Genomic DNA, 14,008 nt, shown 5'->3' with positions numbered 1-14,008 from the left:
TAATCACCTGGCTTCCTGGAAATGGATCAGCAATGGCATCGTCGACCTCGCAGCAGCAAGCGCAACAGCAAACAAAGGCCTCCCAGAGGGCGGCCGATGCGGCGGAGCGGCGAGAACGCCTGAGACGGGCCCTGCCCGCCACGGTCGAGTTGCTGCAGAGCCGCCAGGCAGATCGCATCGACGACGCCGACATCGACGCGTACGTGAGCCTCAACTGGCTCGAGTGGCACGGCGGCGGCCTCCGCCTGACCATCACGGGGCGCAACGTGTGCGCTCAGTCGGTGCCCTCGGCGCTGGTCTGAAGACCGGCTGCGGCGTTCGCTCCAAAGAAAAAACCGCCCCGGTTTCCCGTGGCGGTTTCGTCATGATGCAAGCCTTCGCTTACTGGCCGGCGATGATGTTCGCGATCACGCCGGTGGCGATGGCGGCGAGCACGAAGTCACCGCCCACGCCCACCCACTGATAGCCACGGGGCGGCTGCTGGAGCCTGTAGGCACGCCAGTCCTGCACCACGTAGTTGCGGCCACGGTACTCCGGCGGCACGCGCCCGCCGCGGCGCCATTCGGCGTGCGGCTGCGGGAAGCCGCGGCGATCGACCTGGCGGCCATCGCGGAAGTCCTGGTTGCCGCGGTAGTAGCGATCGCCGTGCGGACCACGGCGGTCGAAATTGCGGTCGCGCTGCTCGTAGCGGCCATCGCCGTGCCGGCCGTTGTCGTCGAATCGGCGGTCCTGCGCAAAGGCGCTTCCCGCGGCCATGCACATTGCGAGTGCCGCGGCTCCCACGGCCATGATCTTCTTCGAGTTGGTGTTCATCCTGAACTCCTTCATGCGTTGATGACGAGTCCATTGTGCGCACCGCATGTGTCCGGTTCAGCCAGTTCAGGTCTCGGTCAGGTGAAACCAGGTAAGCGCTGGTATCCGCGCGGCGCCTTGTCCTTCATAAGGCCGGGGCGTAGCGGTTGACCACCATGCCGCTCTCGTAGGCCGTCGAGCGCAACAGCCGCAGCTTGTGGCCCTTGCGCGTGTCGTGGAACACCGAGCGCCCCGCGCCCACCGCCGTCGGGTTCACGAAGAACTGGAACTCGTCGACCAGCCCCGCCGCCACCAGCGCCGACGCGAAGCCGACGCCGCCGATGGTGATGATGTCCTTGCCCGGCTCGCGCTTCAGCGCGTTCACCTCTTCCACCATACCGCCTCGGGCGATGACGGTGCGCTCCCATTGCGAAGACTCGAGCTTGCCGGTGAGCACGACCTTGCGCGCGTCGACGATCTTCTGCGCGAAGGCGTAGTGCGGATCCGCGGGAAATCTCTTCGCCGCGCGGCCCCAGTGGTCGAGGTAGCCCTCCTGCGCGACGAGCCGGCTCAGCAGGATGGTGTCGATGCCTTCGAAGACGGCGTTGAAGTCGCGCTTGAGCTTTTCGTCCCAGCCCCAGCGATCGCCCCAGCCCCAGAGCTGCCAGTCGAGATTGCCATTGGCCGGCGACACATAGCCGTCGACCGACATCTGCATTTGGAGGATGAGTTTTCTCATGGCGGTTCTCCTTCGATACTGCTTGCCAAATGCAAGCAGTTGAAGTGTTCGGCAACCGATGCGAAAATGCAAGCAGTTTTTCAAAGAGATCGGAAAGAGCATGGCCTCCAGCGAAAAATCGGCGTGTCCGATCAATCTCGCACTCGAAGTCTTCGGCGACCGATGGAGCCTGCTGATCGTTCGCGACATGATGTTCGCGGGCAAGCGCCACTTCCGCGAGTTCCTGCAATCCGAGGAAGGCATCTCCTCGAACATCCTCACCGAGCGCCTGGGCAAGCTGGTCGAGTACGGCGTTCTCTCCAGGGCCGACGACCCTACCCACAAGCAGAAGGCCATCTACAGCCTCACGCCGATGGGCATCGACCTGCTGCCGGTGGTGGCGCAGATCGGCATCTGGGGCCGCAAGTACCGGCCCGTGACCGAGGAGAGCGGTGCCGACGCCGAAGCGCTGGAAAAAGGCGGGGCCGCGCTGCAGAAGAAGATGCAGGCCGGGCTGCGCAAGGCGCATCTCGGCGGGCACTGAAGCGGCGGCCTCGGCAGAAGCCGCCAGGCAGTGCGGCAATGGCCGACCGACGGCTCAGCCGCCGACGGCGCTGTTGACCTGGTAGCCGCGCGAACCACCGCCCTGCTTCGCGTGGCGGTCCAGCGGCGGCAGGTCGAGTTCGATCAATGCGCCGTGCGCCCTTGCGAGATCGAAGGTGCCTGTGGCCTGCGGCTTGTCGGTATGCAGCACGAGCGCATAGGGGCCCTCGCCGCGCGCCGCGAGGCGCTGCCCCAGGCTGCCGCCGCCCTCCCCTTCGTTCGACGCACTGCTGCCGCTGTTTTCTCGCGGCGACGAAAGCACCAGCACGCTTTGTCCCAGCGCGATGACGGCAACGCGCACATTGCTGCCCGGGACCGCCACGGGCTCGCCGATGTGGGTGTCCGCATCGTCGGACACGCTGCTGCCGAGCAAGGCACGGTAGCGCGCCAGCGTCGCGTCGAGATCGCGCACCGCGACGGCCAGGCTCGCCACGCCCAGCACGCCGTTGGCATGCACGCGCACATCGCCTTCGGGCACGCGCAGGGCGCGCGGCGTGAGATCTCCGCACAGGAAAGGCAGGTCGGCCGACGACGGGCGCGCCGTCTGCCAGCGCAGGCGCTCGCCGTCGGGCCGCACGCGGCCGCCGTCGAGCGGGCCTTCGAGCGCGAGGCCCCGCGCCTTCGCGTCGGCCACTGTGGTGCCGGTGTCGCGCGGCAGCAGCGCGAAGTCGACGATGCCTTCGCCGTGCGTCTGCAAGAGCTGCCACCAGCGTTCCGTGGGCGAAGGCTCGCGCCACGCAATCAGCTCCAGATAGCTACCGTCTGCGAACACCACCAGCGCGTTGTGCGTGGCGCGCCCCGGATGGTCGCCGCCGCGCAGCACGTGGAAGCCCAGCGCGCCGTAGTCGGCGATGGTGCGTTCGAGGTCGTGCACCGCGATCACGATGTGGTCGAGTTTCAAGGGCATTCGTTTGTTCTCCCGTCGATGGATATGCCTGTGTGCGTCATGAAGCGGTGCGCGCCGCGCCGTCGCCGCCGAGGTAGGCGTCCCGGATGCGCGCGTCGGCCAGCAGCTCGCGCGCCGGGCCTGACAGCACGATGCGCCCCGTCTGCAGCACGTAGCCGTGGTGCGCGATCTGCAGCGCAAGGCTCGCGTTCTGTTCGACCATGAACACCGACACGCCCTGCGCGTTGATGCGCGCGATGAGCTCCAGCACCTTGTCGACGTACAGCGGCGACAGGCCCATGGTCGGCTCGTCCATGCAGATGAGCTGCGGCCGGCCCATGAGCGCACGCGCCATCGCCACCATCTGCTGCTCGCCGCCCGAGAGCGTGCCGGCCTGGAACTCGATGCGCTCGGCCACGCGCGGGAACAGCTCCAGCATGCGCTCGAGGTCTTCGGCCACGGCCTTGCGGTCGTTGCGCGCATAGGCGCCCATCAACAGGTTCTCGCGCACCGTCATCGCGGGGAACAGGCGGCGCGCCTCGGGCACCGAGCCGATGCCCCTGCGCACGATCTGCGGCGTGCTCAGCCCGAGTGTCGATTCGCCGTTGAAGAGGACCTCGCCCGAGCGCGGCTTGAGCAGCCCGAGCACGATCTTCATCGTGGTCGACTTGCCGCTGGCGTTGCCGCCGAGCAGGCTGACGATCTGGCCCCTGCGCACCTCGATGTCGAGATCGAAGTGCGCCTGCACGGGGCCGTAGAAGCTGTTGATCTTGCTCAGCTGGAGCAGCGGTTGCTGTTGCTGTGGCTCATTGGAAGCAGGCACCGCGCCGCGTTCGGGCAGCTGCCCCTCACCCCGGCCCTCTCCCCAGAGGGGCGAGGGAGCGAGGCCGGTGCGGGCGACTGTGGCGATCATGCGGGCACCGCCTCTTTCTCTTCGTGCGGCACATCCGCCGAGCCCACCTGGCGATGGCCGAGATACGCCTCGATCACCGCCGGGTCATGACGCACCTCGCCGGGCAGCCCCTCGGCGATCTTGCGGCCGTCGTCGAGCACGGCCACGCGGTCCGACAGCTGCATCACCAGGTCGAGCTTGTGCTCGATCAGCAGGATGGCCTGGCCGCGCGCCTTCAGGCCGCGGATGATCTCCAGCATCTCGGCAGTCTCGCTCTCGTTCATGCCGGCGGTGGGCTCGTCGAGCAGCAGCAGGCGCGGCTTGAGTGCGAGCGCGCGCGCGATTTCCACGCGGCGGCGGTTGGCGTAGGAGAGGCTGTAGGCCGGGTGGTCGATGCGCGGCGCGAGGCGCTGGCCGAAGAGCGCGATGATCTCTCGCGCCTCCTCGCGCAGCGCCTCTTCCTCGCGGCGCACCGCGCCGGGCTGCACCAGCGCGAGCGCCAGCTCGGCGATGGCGCCCAGCCCGGGCACGCCACCCAGGCGGGGTTTCACGGCGCGCAGCCGCGTGTGGGCGCCGACCAGCACGTTGTCGAGCACCGAGAGATTCGCGAACACGCGCCCATGCTGGAAGGTGCGCGCGAGCCCGCGCTGCGCGAGCTGCTGCGCAGGCAGGCCGGTGATGTCGCTCCCGTCGAACAGCACCTGTCCTTCGTCGGGCCGGTCGAGGCCGGTGACGAGGTTGAACAGCGTGGTCTTGCCCGCACCGTTCGGCCCGATCACGCTCAGCAGCTCGCCCTCGCCCACATGCAGGTCGACCGCGTTGACGGCCGTGAGCCCGCCGAAGCGGCGCACGAGGCCGCGTATCTCAAGCAGCGACGGCATCGTCCTCTTTCCGCGACGCGTTGGCAGCCCCGGCCTTCGAGTCGACCAGCTTCACCTCCGCGCGGATGGTCTGCGGATTGCGCAGCAGGTTGAGGATGGGGCAGTTGCGCTCCACCGCCTCGAAGAGCGCGTCGATCTCCTCGCGGCTCGCGGGGGAGTCGATGTGCACCGTGTAGCCGATCTCGTGCGGCCAGATCGGCGTCTTCTCGTGGCCCGGCTTGCCGCCGCGCGGGTCGATGATGCCCGTCACCTCCACCTCGAGGCTCTCGAGCGGAACCTGCCGCTCGGCCGCCTGGATCAGGAAGATGTGCGTGACGCAGGTGCCCAGCACGCCCAGCTGCAGCTCTGGCGAGCTGGGGCCGAGGTTGTAGCCTGCGAAGTCCGGCGGGCTGTCGCTGATGACCTGGTGTTCGCGGATGCGCAGCCGGCGCACGCCGCTGCGGCCCTCGGCCTTCACGCTGGCCTTGAGCTGCACGGGCTGCGCCGTGCCGGCTTCGACGGCGGCATTGCGCGCCAGCACGGCGGCACGTTTCTCGGCGAGGTAGTCGTTGAGGTGGCTCATGGTGGTGTGTTCTTTCAGACAGTGCCCAGCAAACCCTGCGGGCGGAATCGGATCAGGAGAAGCAGTGCGACGCCGTAGATCAGCATCCGGTACTCCGCCGTCACGCGGAACAGCTCCGGCAGGCTCACGAGCGCCACCGCGCCCAGCAGCGCGCCGCTGATGTTCCCGAGCCCGCCCAGGATCACCATCGTCAGCGCGAGGATCGAGATCTGCGAGCCGAAGGTCTCGTGGTTGATGTACGAGTACATGTGCGCGGTGAAGGCGCCGCTCACGCCGGCCGCGAAGCCGCCGAAGCCGAAGGCCAGCGCCTTGTAGCGGTCGGGGCTCACGCCGTAGGCGCGCGCGGCCACCTCGTCCTCGCGCACCGCGCGGAAGGTGCGGCCCAGGTGAGAACGCAGAAGGCGCCACTGCAGCAGCGCGAGCAGCACCATCGCACCGAACGAAGCCCAGTAGAGCGCCTCGTTCGACGACGCATCGCGCCCGAAAAGCGACAGCGGCGGAATGCCCGACACGCCGATGGGCCCGTGCGTGAGGCTTTCCCAGTTGAGGATGGTGAGCGCCACGATCTCGCCGATGCCCAGCGTGGCGATCGACACGTAGTGGCCGCGCAGCCTGAAGGCCGGGAAGATCAGCGCGGTGCCGATCAGCGAAGTGAGAAGGCCCGCGAGCACGATGCCCGTGCCCACCGGCAGGCGCAGGTCGAGCACCAGCAGCGACGACGCATACGCGCCGATGGCCAGCAGCCCCGCGTGGCCCAGCGAGATCTGCCCGATGGTGCCCGCCACCAGCGTGAGGCTCAGCGCGAGCGCGCCGTAGAGCCACGCGTTGGTGAGCGTCTGCAGCAGGTACGGAGACGGGTCGAACAGCGGCAGCGCCACTGCCGCCGCGAACAGCGCGACCAGCAGGCTGCGCGGCACATGCCACGGCTTGCTCGGCGCGATGAAGGTGCCCGTGAGCGGCTCGGGCGGCAATGCGCGCTTGCGCCCGAACAGCCCGTTGGGCTTCCACCGCAGGATCACGAGCAGCAGCGCGAAGGCGAAGAGATTGCGGTACGGCGTGCCGAGGATCGCCACGCCATAGCTCTCGATCAGCCCCAGCAGCAGGCTGCCGGCAATGGCGCCCGGCACGTTGCCCACGCCGCCGACCACCGTGGCCACCACGCCCTTGAGCGTGGCCTGGAAGCTCATCGCGGGGCTGATGTTGTTGTAGTACATGCCCACCAGCAGGCCCGAAAGGCCGCCCAGCGCGGCGGCGATGGCGAACACGGTCTGGTTCACGCGGTCGACGTCCACGCCCATCTGCTGCGCCGCGTCGCGGTCCTGCGCGGTGGCGCGCACCGCCCAGCCCAGCTTCGTGAAACGCAGGAAGCCGAAGAGCACGGCCGCGCTCGCGAGGCCGATGCCGGCGATGAGGATGTCGAGCGCGCCGATGGTGCCGGTGCCGATCTGCAGGCGCCAGTCGGGCAGCTGCGTGGGCAGCGAGCGCGGGTCGGGGCTGAACACCAGCTGCACCAGGATGTCGAGCACGAAGCTGATGCCGATGGTGGCCAGCAGCGGCGCGATGCGCGCCGAGCCCTGCAGCGGCCGCAGGCCCACGCGCTCGATCAGCATGCCCAGCGCACCCGAGCCGATCACCACCAGCGCGATGGTCACGGGCAGCGGCGTGTGCAGATACGTGATCGACGCCCAGCCGATGTACGCGCCCACCGTGTACACCGAGCCGTGCGCGAAGTTGATGAGGTGCGAGACGCCGAAGATCAGCGCGAGCCCCACCGCCAGCAGCGCATAGATGTTGCCGATGATCAGGCCGTTGACGGTGTAGTCGAAGAAGGAGGTGAAGCTCATGGGGCACCTGCCTTGCCCCCTCTCCCGCTAGCGGGAGAGGGAACAACGCGGAAGACTATTCATTTGGCTGCAGCCACCGCCGCCTTCTCGTCCAGCTGCGCCCACTTGCCGTCCTTCACGACGAGGTTGACGCTCTTCACGCCGATGATCCGCCGCGTCTGCGCATCGAAGCTGGCCTTGCCGAAGATCACGCTGGGCACGTCCTTGATCTTGTAGAACGCGTCGCGCACCGCCTTCCGGTCGGCGCTGGGGCCGGCCTGGCGCAGCGCGGCGGCCGCGTACACCACCGCGTCGTAGGCGTAGGCGTTGAAGGCGTCGGGCTCCTTGCCGTACTTCGCGCGGAAGCTCTTCACGAAGTCCTGCACCTCGGCGCGCGGCTCTTCGGGATAGAAGGCGGTGTTGGTGTAGATGCCGTTCACGGCCGCGCCGCCCAGCTCGATGAACTTCGGCGAATACACCGAGCCCACCGCGGCGATGGGCTGCTTCAGCCCCACGCTGCGCACCTGGCCCGCGATGAGCGCGCCGTCGGGGTAGTAGGAGATGAGCACCAGCCCGTCGGGGTTGGCATCGCGCACGCGCACCAGGGTCGAACGGAAGTCCTTCTCGTCGGGCTGGTAGCCCTCGGCGATGGCGACCTGCGCGCCGCGCTCCTGCGCGGCCTTCACGAGCACGTCCTTGCTGGTGCGGCCCCAGTCGGTGTTGAGATACAGCACGGCTAGGCGCTTGAAGCCCAGCGTCTTCACCGCGAGCTCGGCCAGCAAGGGCTGCGCATCGGCCTGGCTGATGGAAGGGCTCCAGATGTAGTCGCCGCCCTTGGTGAAGTCGGGGTGCGAGTTGGTGAAGCCCAGCTGCACCAGGCCCGCCCGTTGGTAGATGGGCGACGCAGCCATGGAGGCCGGGCTGGAGAAGTCGCCGAGCTCGATGAGCACCCGCTTGTCGTTCACCAGCTTCTGCGCGATGGCCACCGACTGGCGCGGATCGCTCTGGCTGTCCTCGAAGTTGTAGGCCAGCGGACGGCCGTGGATGCCGCCCTGCGCGTTGATGTGCTCCAGTGCGAGGTCGAAACCGGCCTTCCACTGCGCGCCGTACTGCGCGTTCTGCCCGGTGAGCGGCCCGCTGACGCCGAACCACACGGGCTCGCCCGTGGCGGGCGCGGCCAGCGCTGACAGCGGTGCGGCCAGCAAGGCCATGGAGAGTGCGGCCACATGGCGCAGGAAGCGGTGGCGGGTGAGCGTCGGCATGGTGTCGGATCCCGAGGTGAAAGAACTGAGAGGCAGGCAGGGCAACTAGTGATTCTTCGCCCGCCTCCATCGCCGGGGAACTAACAAAAACGGGGAGGCTTATGCGCTTTCCGAGCAAAGGGACAAGCCCTCGCGCGCCGTCAAGCTGCGATTAAGCTGCGCGCCACATGAAGCGACGACACCTCCTCCATCTGCTGGCGGGCCTACCTGCCGCGGGCCTGCTGGCGGCCTGCGGCAGGCGCAAGCCCTCGGCCGCGGCACTGAAGCCCGGCGCCCACGTGCTGGCCCTGGGCGACAGCCTGACCTTCGGCTACGGCGCGCCGCCGGAGGCCTCATGGCCGATGAAGCTGGGCGAACTCACGGGCTGGCAGGTTGAGAACGCGGGCATCAACGGCGACACCTCGGAAGGTGCGCTGCAGCGCCTGCCAGGGCTGCTGAATGGCGCGAGCTACGACGCGATCCTGATCGGCATCGGCGGCAACGACATGCTGCGCGGCGTATCGGCCGCGGCCACGCGCGACAACCTCGTGGAGCTGATCACGCAAGCACGTGCGCACACGCCCTACGTCGCTGTCCTGGCAACGCCCGCGCCAGATGCCATGCGCGCGGCGGTGGGCTCGCTCAGCGATGCGCCCTTCTACGAAGAGGTGGCGAAGGCGCAGCAGGCGCTGCTGGTCGCCAATGTGTATTCGAGCGTGCTCTCGGATTCGTCGCTGCGCTCCGACCGCATCCATGCGAACGCGCAGGGCTACGAGAAGATCGCGCAGCTCCTGGCGGAGCAGTTCAGGTCCGCCGGCTGGCGTTGATCAGGTCGACGTAGGCGCCCTGCACCAGCTGGTCGGTGCCCACGCCCAGCCGCGCCATGAGCGCATGCGCCTCGGCGATGCCGGTCTCGGCCGACTCGCCCTCATCCAGCACCACCTCGAGTTCGAGAAACTCGCCGAGCCCTTCCACGCGATCGAGGTGGATGCGCGTGCGGCCCGCGAGGAACAACCGGCGCTGCTTGCGCACCCGGCCCGCCTCGCCCCACGCGAGCGTGAGCGATTCGCGCAGCACGTCGGGCGTGGCGCAGGGCGTGATCAGGTAGAAAGATTCCTTCGGGCCGGCGCTGTTCGCGCGGCGGTAGAAGATCAGCTCCGCGCGGTCGGGCGCGAAGGTGCGCAGCTTGAGGCGGTCGGCGCTGTCGGTGCAGCGGAAGAAGGTGTCGTCCTGCGCGATCTCGATGGGGCCCTTGTCGGCCAGTGTCGCGGCGATGGCTGCGACCCGTTCGATGCTGTCGATGCGGGCCTTGATCTCTACATTTCGTGCCATGTGTTCCTTGGAGAGATGCATCCGGGATGCGTACGAATGACACCGGGTACTCCCCTCCGCGAATGTCCCCCGGCCTTCGGCCTCCTCCTTTATTTCGCTGCGGGGAGCACCCGGTGCCATTCGCACATCGACGCTCTGCTCATGCCGGTCGCATGAGCGCTGCGCTCATCGATCACGCCGATGGGGTGCCTTGCGCAGCGAAATAAAGGAGGAGGCCGAAGGCCGGGGGACATTCGCGGAGCAAGGTACCCCGTCGGCGTGATCGCGCCCCGAACAGCGGCGTTTGATATCAGGGCGCGCTGCTCTGCGGTCCCACCGAGGGCGGCGCAGCACGTCCGCTCGATCCCGGCGAGAGCTTGCGCCCGAAAGCCTCGCCCACTCTGCGCACGGGCCGGCTGGCCTTTTCCGACACGTTGTTGACGCCGCGTCGCGTGGCCGCGTCGGCGCGGTCGATGCTGCGGCCGGCGGCATTGGTGCCGCGCTGCACGCTGCCCACCACCTTGCCGCCGCGCGAGGGCGACTTGAGCGTATGGGCGCGCTGCGCCTTCGGCGGGTTGTCGGCGCTCTGGGCCTGCGCAAGACCGGGCATGCACAGCATGGCGGACATCGCCACGGCAAGCGATGCGTGGAGAGAGACGGAAAGTTTCATGGAGCCTCCTTGGTGTCTGTTTCTTCCGCTGCCACAGCGGCCGCACGCGCCATGCGTTCGCTCTTCCAGTAGACGTCGTCGCCGCCGTCCACGCGGTTGAGCACGCGCGCGAGCACGAAGAGCAGGTCGCTGAGCCGGTTGAGGTATTGCCGCAGCGCGTCGTTGAGCTGCTCGGCGGCGCCCAGCGCCACCACCGCACGCTCGGCCCTTCGCGCGACGGTGCGGCACACATGCGCGAGCGAGGCCGCGCGCGTGCCGGCGGGCAGGATGAATTCGGCCAGGCGCGGCAGCGCGGCGTTGTGATCGGCCAGTGCGTTGTCCAACTGCAGCAGGGCTTCGGGCTTCAGCAGCGTGAAGCCCGGTATCGACAGCTCTCCGCCGAGGTTGAAGAGCTGGTGCTGCACGTCCACCAGCAGCTCGCGAACGGGCTCCGGCATGGGCTCGCACAGCAGCACGCCGATGTGCGAGTTGAGCTCGTCCACGTCGCCCATCGCGTGCACGCGCAGGTTGTCTTTCGACACGCGCGTGTTGTCGCCGAGGCCGGTGGTGCCGTCGTCGCCCGTACGAGTGGCGATCTGGGAAAGTCGGTTGCCCATGGGCGCTCCTGCTTCTTTCTTACTGCGCGACGGTCGACGCGTCGATCTTGCCCGCCAGCCATTGCAGCCCGGCGAGGTGCTGCTGGTCGTGGCTGCAGAGGTAGTGGATGAGGCTGCGCATCGTGAGCGGCCCGTAGCCCTCGAACACTGCCGTGCGCGCGAGTTGCGCGTCGCTCAGGCTGGAGATGATCTCCATCGTCTGCGCGCGCGCCATGCGGAAATCGGCCAGCACCTGCGCCGCATCGGCCGCGCCGTAGTTGCGCTCGATGGCCAGCGGCTCGCTGTCGATGGAGGTGAGCGTCGGATGGGCTTCACTCAACGTGCGGCGGAAACGCACGTGGTAGCCCTCGATCTCGATGTCACGCACGTGGCAGAGCTGCTCGATGGCGGTGAAGGCCTCGCTGGGCACGCCTTCCCACGAGGGCGGCGCCCAGTGCCTGAAAGCCGTGGGGATGGCCGCGTAGTGGGCCTCCAGCTGCGAGGGGAAGGCCGCAAGGGCGCTGAGTGTGGTGGGGTTCATGTTTTTTCCGAAGCGCATTATGGTGCTCGCTCCGTAGAATGACCGATCACCCCACCGCCAGGAGACAGCCGATGAACGCCCCGACCCAAACCTCTCACCTGATGCCGGAGCTTCACCTGCGCGACGTGCCCGACAGCCTGATCGAGGCTCTGAAGGCCCGCTTCGGCGCCAACTGTTCCACGGCGATGGCGGTGCGCACGCAGCACGGCCGCGACGAGTCTTCCTTCGACGCGCCGCCGCCTTCCGCGGTGGTGTTCGCCGAGAGCACGCAGGATGTTGCAGACGCGGTGAAGCTCGCGAGCGAGCACAGCGTGCCGGTCATCCCCTTCGGCGTCGGCTCCTCGCTCGAAGGCCACCTGCTGGCGGTGCAGGGCGGCATCAGCATCGACGTTTCGCGCATGAACAAGGTGCTGTCGGTCAATGCCGACGACCTCACCGTGACGGTGCAGCCCGGTGTCACTCGCAAGCAGCTCAATGAAGAGATCAAGAGCACGGGCCTGTTCTTCCCCATCGACCCGGGCGCCGACGCCTCCATCGGCGGCATGACGGCCACGCGCGCGAGCGGCACGAATGCGGTGCGCTACGGCACGATGCGCGAGAACGTGCTGGCGCTCGAGGTGGTGACGGCCGCGGGGGACGTCATCCGCACCGGCACGCGCGCGAAGAAGTCGTCGGCCGGCTACGACCTCACGCGCCTCATGGTGGGCAGCGAGGGCACGCTGGGCGTGGTCACGGAGATCACGCTGCGCATCTATCCGCTGCCCGAGGCGGTGTCCGCGGCGATCTGCTCGTTCCCGAGCATCGAGGCCGCGGTGCGCACCACCATCGAGACCATCCAGCTCGGCGTGCCGATCGCGCGCGTGGAACTGATCGACGTGAACACGGTGCGCATGGTGAACGCCTACGCCAAGCTGAACCTGCGCGAGGAACCGATGCTGCTGATGGAGTTCCACGGCTCGCCCGCCGGCGTGAAGGAGCAGGCCGAGACGGTGCAGGAGCTCGCGAGCGGCCATGGCGGCAATGCCTTCGAGTGGGCCAGCACGCCGGAAGAGCGCACGCGCCTGTGGACGGCGCGGCACAACAGCTACTTCGCGGCGGTGCAGTCGCGTCCCGGCTGCCGCGTGATCTCGACCGACACCTGCGTGCCGATCTCGCGCCTGGCCGACTGCCTGCTCGACTCCGTAGCCGAGGCCGATGCGAGCGGCATTCCGTACTTCCTGGTCGGCCACGTGGGCGACGGCAATTTCCACTTCGGCTACCTGCTCGATCCGAACATTCCCGAGGAGCGCGTGAAGGCCGAGGAGCTGAACCATGCACTGGTGAGCCGTGCGTTGGCGCTCGAAGGCACCTGCACCGGCGAGCACGGCGTGGGGCTGCACAAGATGGAGTTCCTGGTGAACGAGGCGGGCGCGGGCGCGATCGACATGATGCGCACGATCAAGCGTGCGCTCGATCCGAAGAACATCATGAATCCGGGGAAGATCTTCAGCCTCTGATCCGCTGCCCAGGCACCCAATGAAAAAGCCCGGGGCTCTTGCGAGCCGCCGGGCTTTGTTTTGACTTGCGTCTGGCGGGATCAGTTGGTGCGGCGACGCGCCGGCGGTGCCTTCTCGGCCGGCACATAGGTCTGCGAGGGCGCCGCGCCGCCATCCACGCCCAGGCGGCCGCCGCCGCCGAGGCCCTGGCCGCGCACCGTCTGCGCCTTGTAGTTGCGCAGCGAACGAACCATCTGGTTGAAGGCGTCCATGAAGGCCGCGGCAATGACCTTGCCCTGTGCCGTGTTCGTGTAGCCGCCGAGGCCACCACCCGCGCTGCGGCCGGCCAGCGCACCGAAGGCGCCGAAGTCGGTCTTGGAGGCGCTGCCTTCGGAGGCCGCAACCTGCACGCCCGAGCGGTTGTCGATCAGCGTCAGGAGCGCGCTGGCTTCCTTGGTCTGCATGCTGCCGCCGATGGCCGCGAGGGCACGGCCACGGCCACCGCCCACCAGGCCGCCGAGCGCGCCGCCGACGCCGCCGGCATCGCTGTTGCTGAAGACGATCTCGGGCGACAGGCCGTAGTCGGAGGCCACCATCTGGCCGCGGCCGAAGTTGCTGCCGCCGCGCATTTCGCCCGACTGCTGCAGCGCGCGTTCGCGCGTCATGGCGTTCATGCCGGCCGCGCCGCGCTCGACCACGATGAAACAGTTCGATTGCTGCACCAGCAGGCGCAGCAGGTTGGCGGTGGGAGGCAGGCGGTATTCGCCGGTGAGGATGGTGTACCAGCCAGCGCTCTGGTTCTCGATCAGCGACACGGTGCCGAGCGGCGATTCGCAGCGCTCGAGCTGGCTGCTGGCGTTGTCGGTGGCGCCGCCTGCCGCGCTGCCGGTGGCCATGGTCTTGGCCGACTGGCTGCCCATCTGCATGTCGGTCGCGGCGCAACCGGTGAGAAGAAGCGCGCCGGCGGCGATGGCCGCGAGCGGGAACCTGGTGAGTTGCATGGTGGACTACTCCCTCTGTTGTTCAGAGAACTGGGGT

At 68.3% G+C, this 14,008-nt stretch carries 17 protein-coding genes; 4 read left to right on the top strand and 13 right to left on the bottom strand.

Going from position 1 to position 14,008, the window contains the following annotated elements; translation table 11 throughout:
* The first annotated feature begins 32 nt into the window (after positions 1 to 32).
* Positions 33 to 302, top strand: coding sequence for a hypothetical protein (locus FHT32_RS15350; protein ID WP_176665456.1), 270 nt, complete (start codon positions 33 to 35; stop codon positions 300 to 302).
* Between the two features lie 79 nt (positions 303 to 381).
* On the opposite strand, the gene FHT32_RS15345 is transcribed toward FHT32_RS15350, so the two are convergent.
* Both FHT32_RS15345 and FHT32_RS15340 read right to left on the bottom strand, forming a co-directional pair.
* Positions 382 to 813 (bottom strand): RcnB family protein, encoded by a 432-nt coding sequence (locus FHT32_RS15345; RefSeq protein WP_176665455.1) that lies wholly within the window; start codon positions 811 to 813, stop codon positions 382 to 384.
* Between the two features lie 124 nt (positions 814 to 937).
* Positions 938 to 1,531: a dihydrofolate reductase family protein gene (locus FHT32_RS15340; protein ID WP_176665454.1), complete on the bottom strand. Its 594-nt coding sequence runs from the start codon at positions 1,529 to 1,531 to the stop codon at positions 938 to 940.
* Between the two features lie 100 nt (positions 1,532 to 1,631).
* Between FHT32_RS15340 and FHT32_RS15335 the strand changes: the two genes are divergently transcribed.
* A complete protein-coding gene (locus FHT32_RS15335; RefSeq protein WP_176665453.1) occupies positions 1,632 to 2,054 on the top strand; it encodes a helix-turn-helix domain-containing protein in 423 nt (140 codons plus the stop codon).
* A gap of 54 nt (positions 2,055 to 2,108) precedes the next feature.
* Here the strand turns inward: FHT32_RS15335 and FHT32_RS15330 are convergent, their stop codons facing one another.
* The 6 genes from FHT32_RS15330 to FHT32_RS15305 are packed head-to-tail and all read right to left on the bottom strand — an operon-like array spanning position 2,109 to position 8,419.
* Positions 2,109 to 3,020 (bottom strand): VOC family protein, encoded by a 912-nt coding sequence (locus tag FHT32_RS15330; RefSeq protein ID WP_176665452.1) that lies wholly within the window; start codon positions 3,018 to 3,020, stop codon positions 2,109 to 2,111.
* A gap of 37 nt (positions 3,021 to 3,057) precedes the next feature.
* Positions 3,058 to 3,912 (bottom strand): ABC transporter ATP-binding protein, encoded by an 855-nt coding sequence (locus FHT32_RS15325; RefSeq protein ID WP_256099007.1) that lies wholly within the window; start codon positions 3,910 to 3,912, stop codon positions 3,058 to 3,060.
* Positions 3,909 to 4,772, bottom strand: coding sequence for an ABC transporter ATP-binding protein (locus FHT32_RS15320; RefSeq protein WP_126183547.1), 864 nt, complete (start codon positions 4,770 to 4,772; stop codon positions 3,909 to 3,911). The genes FHT32_RS15325 and FHT32_RS15320 overlap by 4 nt, the downstream gene beginning before the upstream one ends.
* Positions 4,756 to 5,334 carry an OsmC family protein gene (locus tag FHT32_RS15315; protein ID WP_176665451.1) on the bottom strand — a complete coding sequence of 193 codons (579 nt, stop codon included), beginning with the start codon at positions 5,332 to 5,334 and terminating at the stop codon, positions 4,756 to 4,758. The genes FHT32_RS15320 and FHT32_RS15315 overlap by 17 nt, the downstream gene beginning before the upstream one ends.
* 14 nt (positions 5,335 to 5,348) lie before the next feature.
* The gene (locus tag FHT32_RS15310) at positions 5,349 to 7,178 is read right to left on the bottom strand and encodes an ABC transporter permease (RefSeq protein ID WP_176665450.1); all 1,830 of its coding nucleotides are present in this window, start codon (positions 7,176 to 7,178) and stop codon (positions 5,349 to 5,351) included.
* A 59-nt stretch (positions 7,179 to 7,237) separates the two neighbouring features.
* Entirely contained in the window at positions 7,238 to 8,419 is a 1,182-nt protein-coding gene (locus FHT32_RS15305; protein ID WP_176665449.1) for an ABC transporter substrate-binding protein, read from the bottom strand.
* 167 nt (positions 8,420 to 8,586) lie between these two features.
* Here FHT32_RS15305 and FHT32_RS15300 point away from each other — a divergent pair, with 167 nt between their 5' ends.
* Entirely contained in the window at positions 8,587 to 9,225 is a 639-nt protein-coding gene (locus tag FHT32_RS15300) for a GDSL-type esterase/lipase family protein (protein ID WP_176665448.1), read from the top strand.
* Here the strand turns inward: FHT32_RS15300 and FHT32_RS15295 are convergent.
* The 4 genes from FHT32_RS15295 to FHT32_RS15280 all read right to left on the bottom strand — a co-directional run bounded on the left by FHT32_RS15295 (position 9,203) and on the right by FHT32_RS15280 (position 11,495).
* On the bottom strand, positions 9,203 to 9,730 hold the full coding sequence (locus FHT32_RS15295; protein ID WP_176665447.1) for a class IV adenylate cyclase: 528 nt from the start codon (positions 9,728 to 9,730) through the stop codon (positions 9,203 to 9,205). The two genes, FHT32_RS15300 and FHT32_RS15295, sit on opposite strands and share 23 nt — an antisense overlap.
* Positions 9,731 to 10,019: 289 nt before the next feature.
* Complete coding sequence (locus tag FHT32_RS15290) at positions 10,020 to 10,379, bottom strand: hypothetical protein (RefSeq protein ID WP_176665446.1); 360 nt, start codon at positions 10,377 to 10,379, stop codon at positions 10,020 to 10,022.
* The gene (locus FHT32_RS15285) at positions 10,376 to 10,975 is read right to left on the bottom strand and encodes a cob(I)yrinic acid a,c-diamide adenosyltransferase (RefSeq protein ID WP_176665445.1); all 600 of its coding nucleotides are present in this window, start codon (positions 10,973 to 10,975) and stop codon (positions 10,376 to 10,378) included. Before FHT32_RS15285 ends, FHT32_RS15290 begins: the two co-directional genes overlap by 4 nt.
* 19 nt (positions 10,976 to 10,994) lie before the next feature.
* Positions 10,995 to 11,495: a DinB family protein gene (locus FHT32_RS15280; protein ID WP_176665444.1), complete on the bottom strand. Its 501-nt coding sequence runs from the start codon at positions 11,493 to 11,495 to the stop codon at positions 10,995 to 10,997.
* A 71-nt stretch (positions 11,496 to 11,566) separates the two neighbouring features.
* On the opposite strand from FHT32_RS15280, the gene FHT32_RS15275 reads away from it, so the two are divergent.
* On the top strand, positions 11,567 to 12,991 hold the full coding sequence (locus FHT32_RS15275) for an FAD-binding oxidoreductase (protein WP_176665443.1): 1,425 nt from the start codon (positions 11,567 to 11,569) through the stop codon (positions 12,989 to 12,991).
* 80 nt (positions 12,992 to 13,071) lie between these two features.
* Here the strand turns inward: FHT32_RS15275 and FHT32_RS15270 are convergent, their stop codons facing one another.
* On the bottom strand, positions 13,072 to 13,971 hold the full coding sequence (locus tag FHT32_RS15270; RefSeq protein ID WP_176665442.1) for a CsgG/HfaB family protein: 900 nt from the start codon (positions 13,969 to 13,971) through the stop codon (positions 13,072 to 13,074).
* Positions 13,972 to 14,008: the final 37 nt, after the last annotated feature.

The organism is Variovorax sp. SG517 (assembly GCF_013376045.1).
Lineage (GTDB): Bacteria > Pseudomonadota > Gammaproteobacteria > Burkholderiales > Burkholderiaceae_C > Variovorax.
Note: the sequence above shows the minus strand (reverse complement) of the source record. Positions and strands in the feature narration are given on the sequence as shown.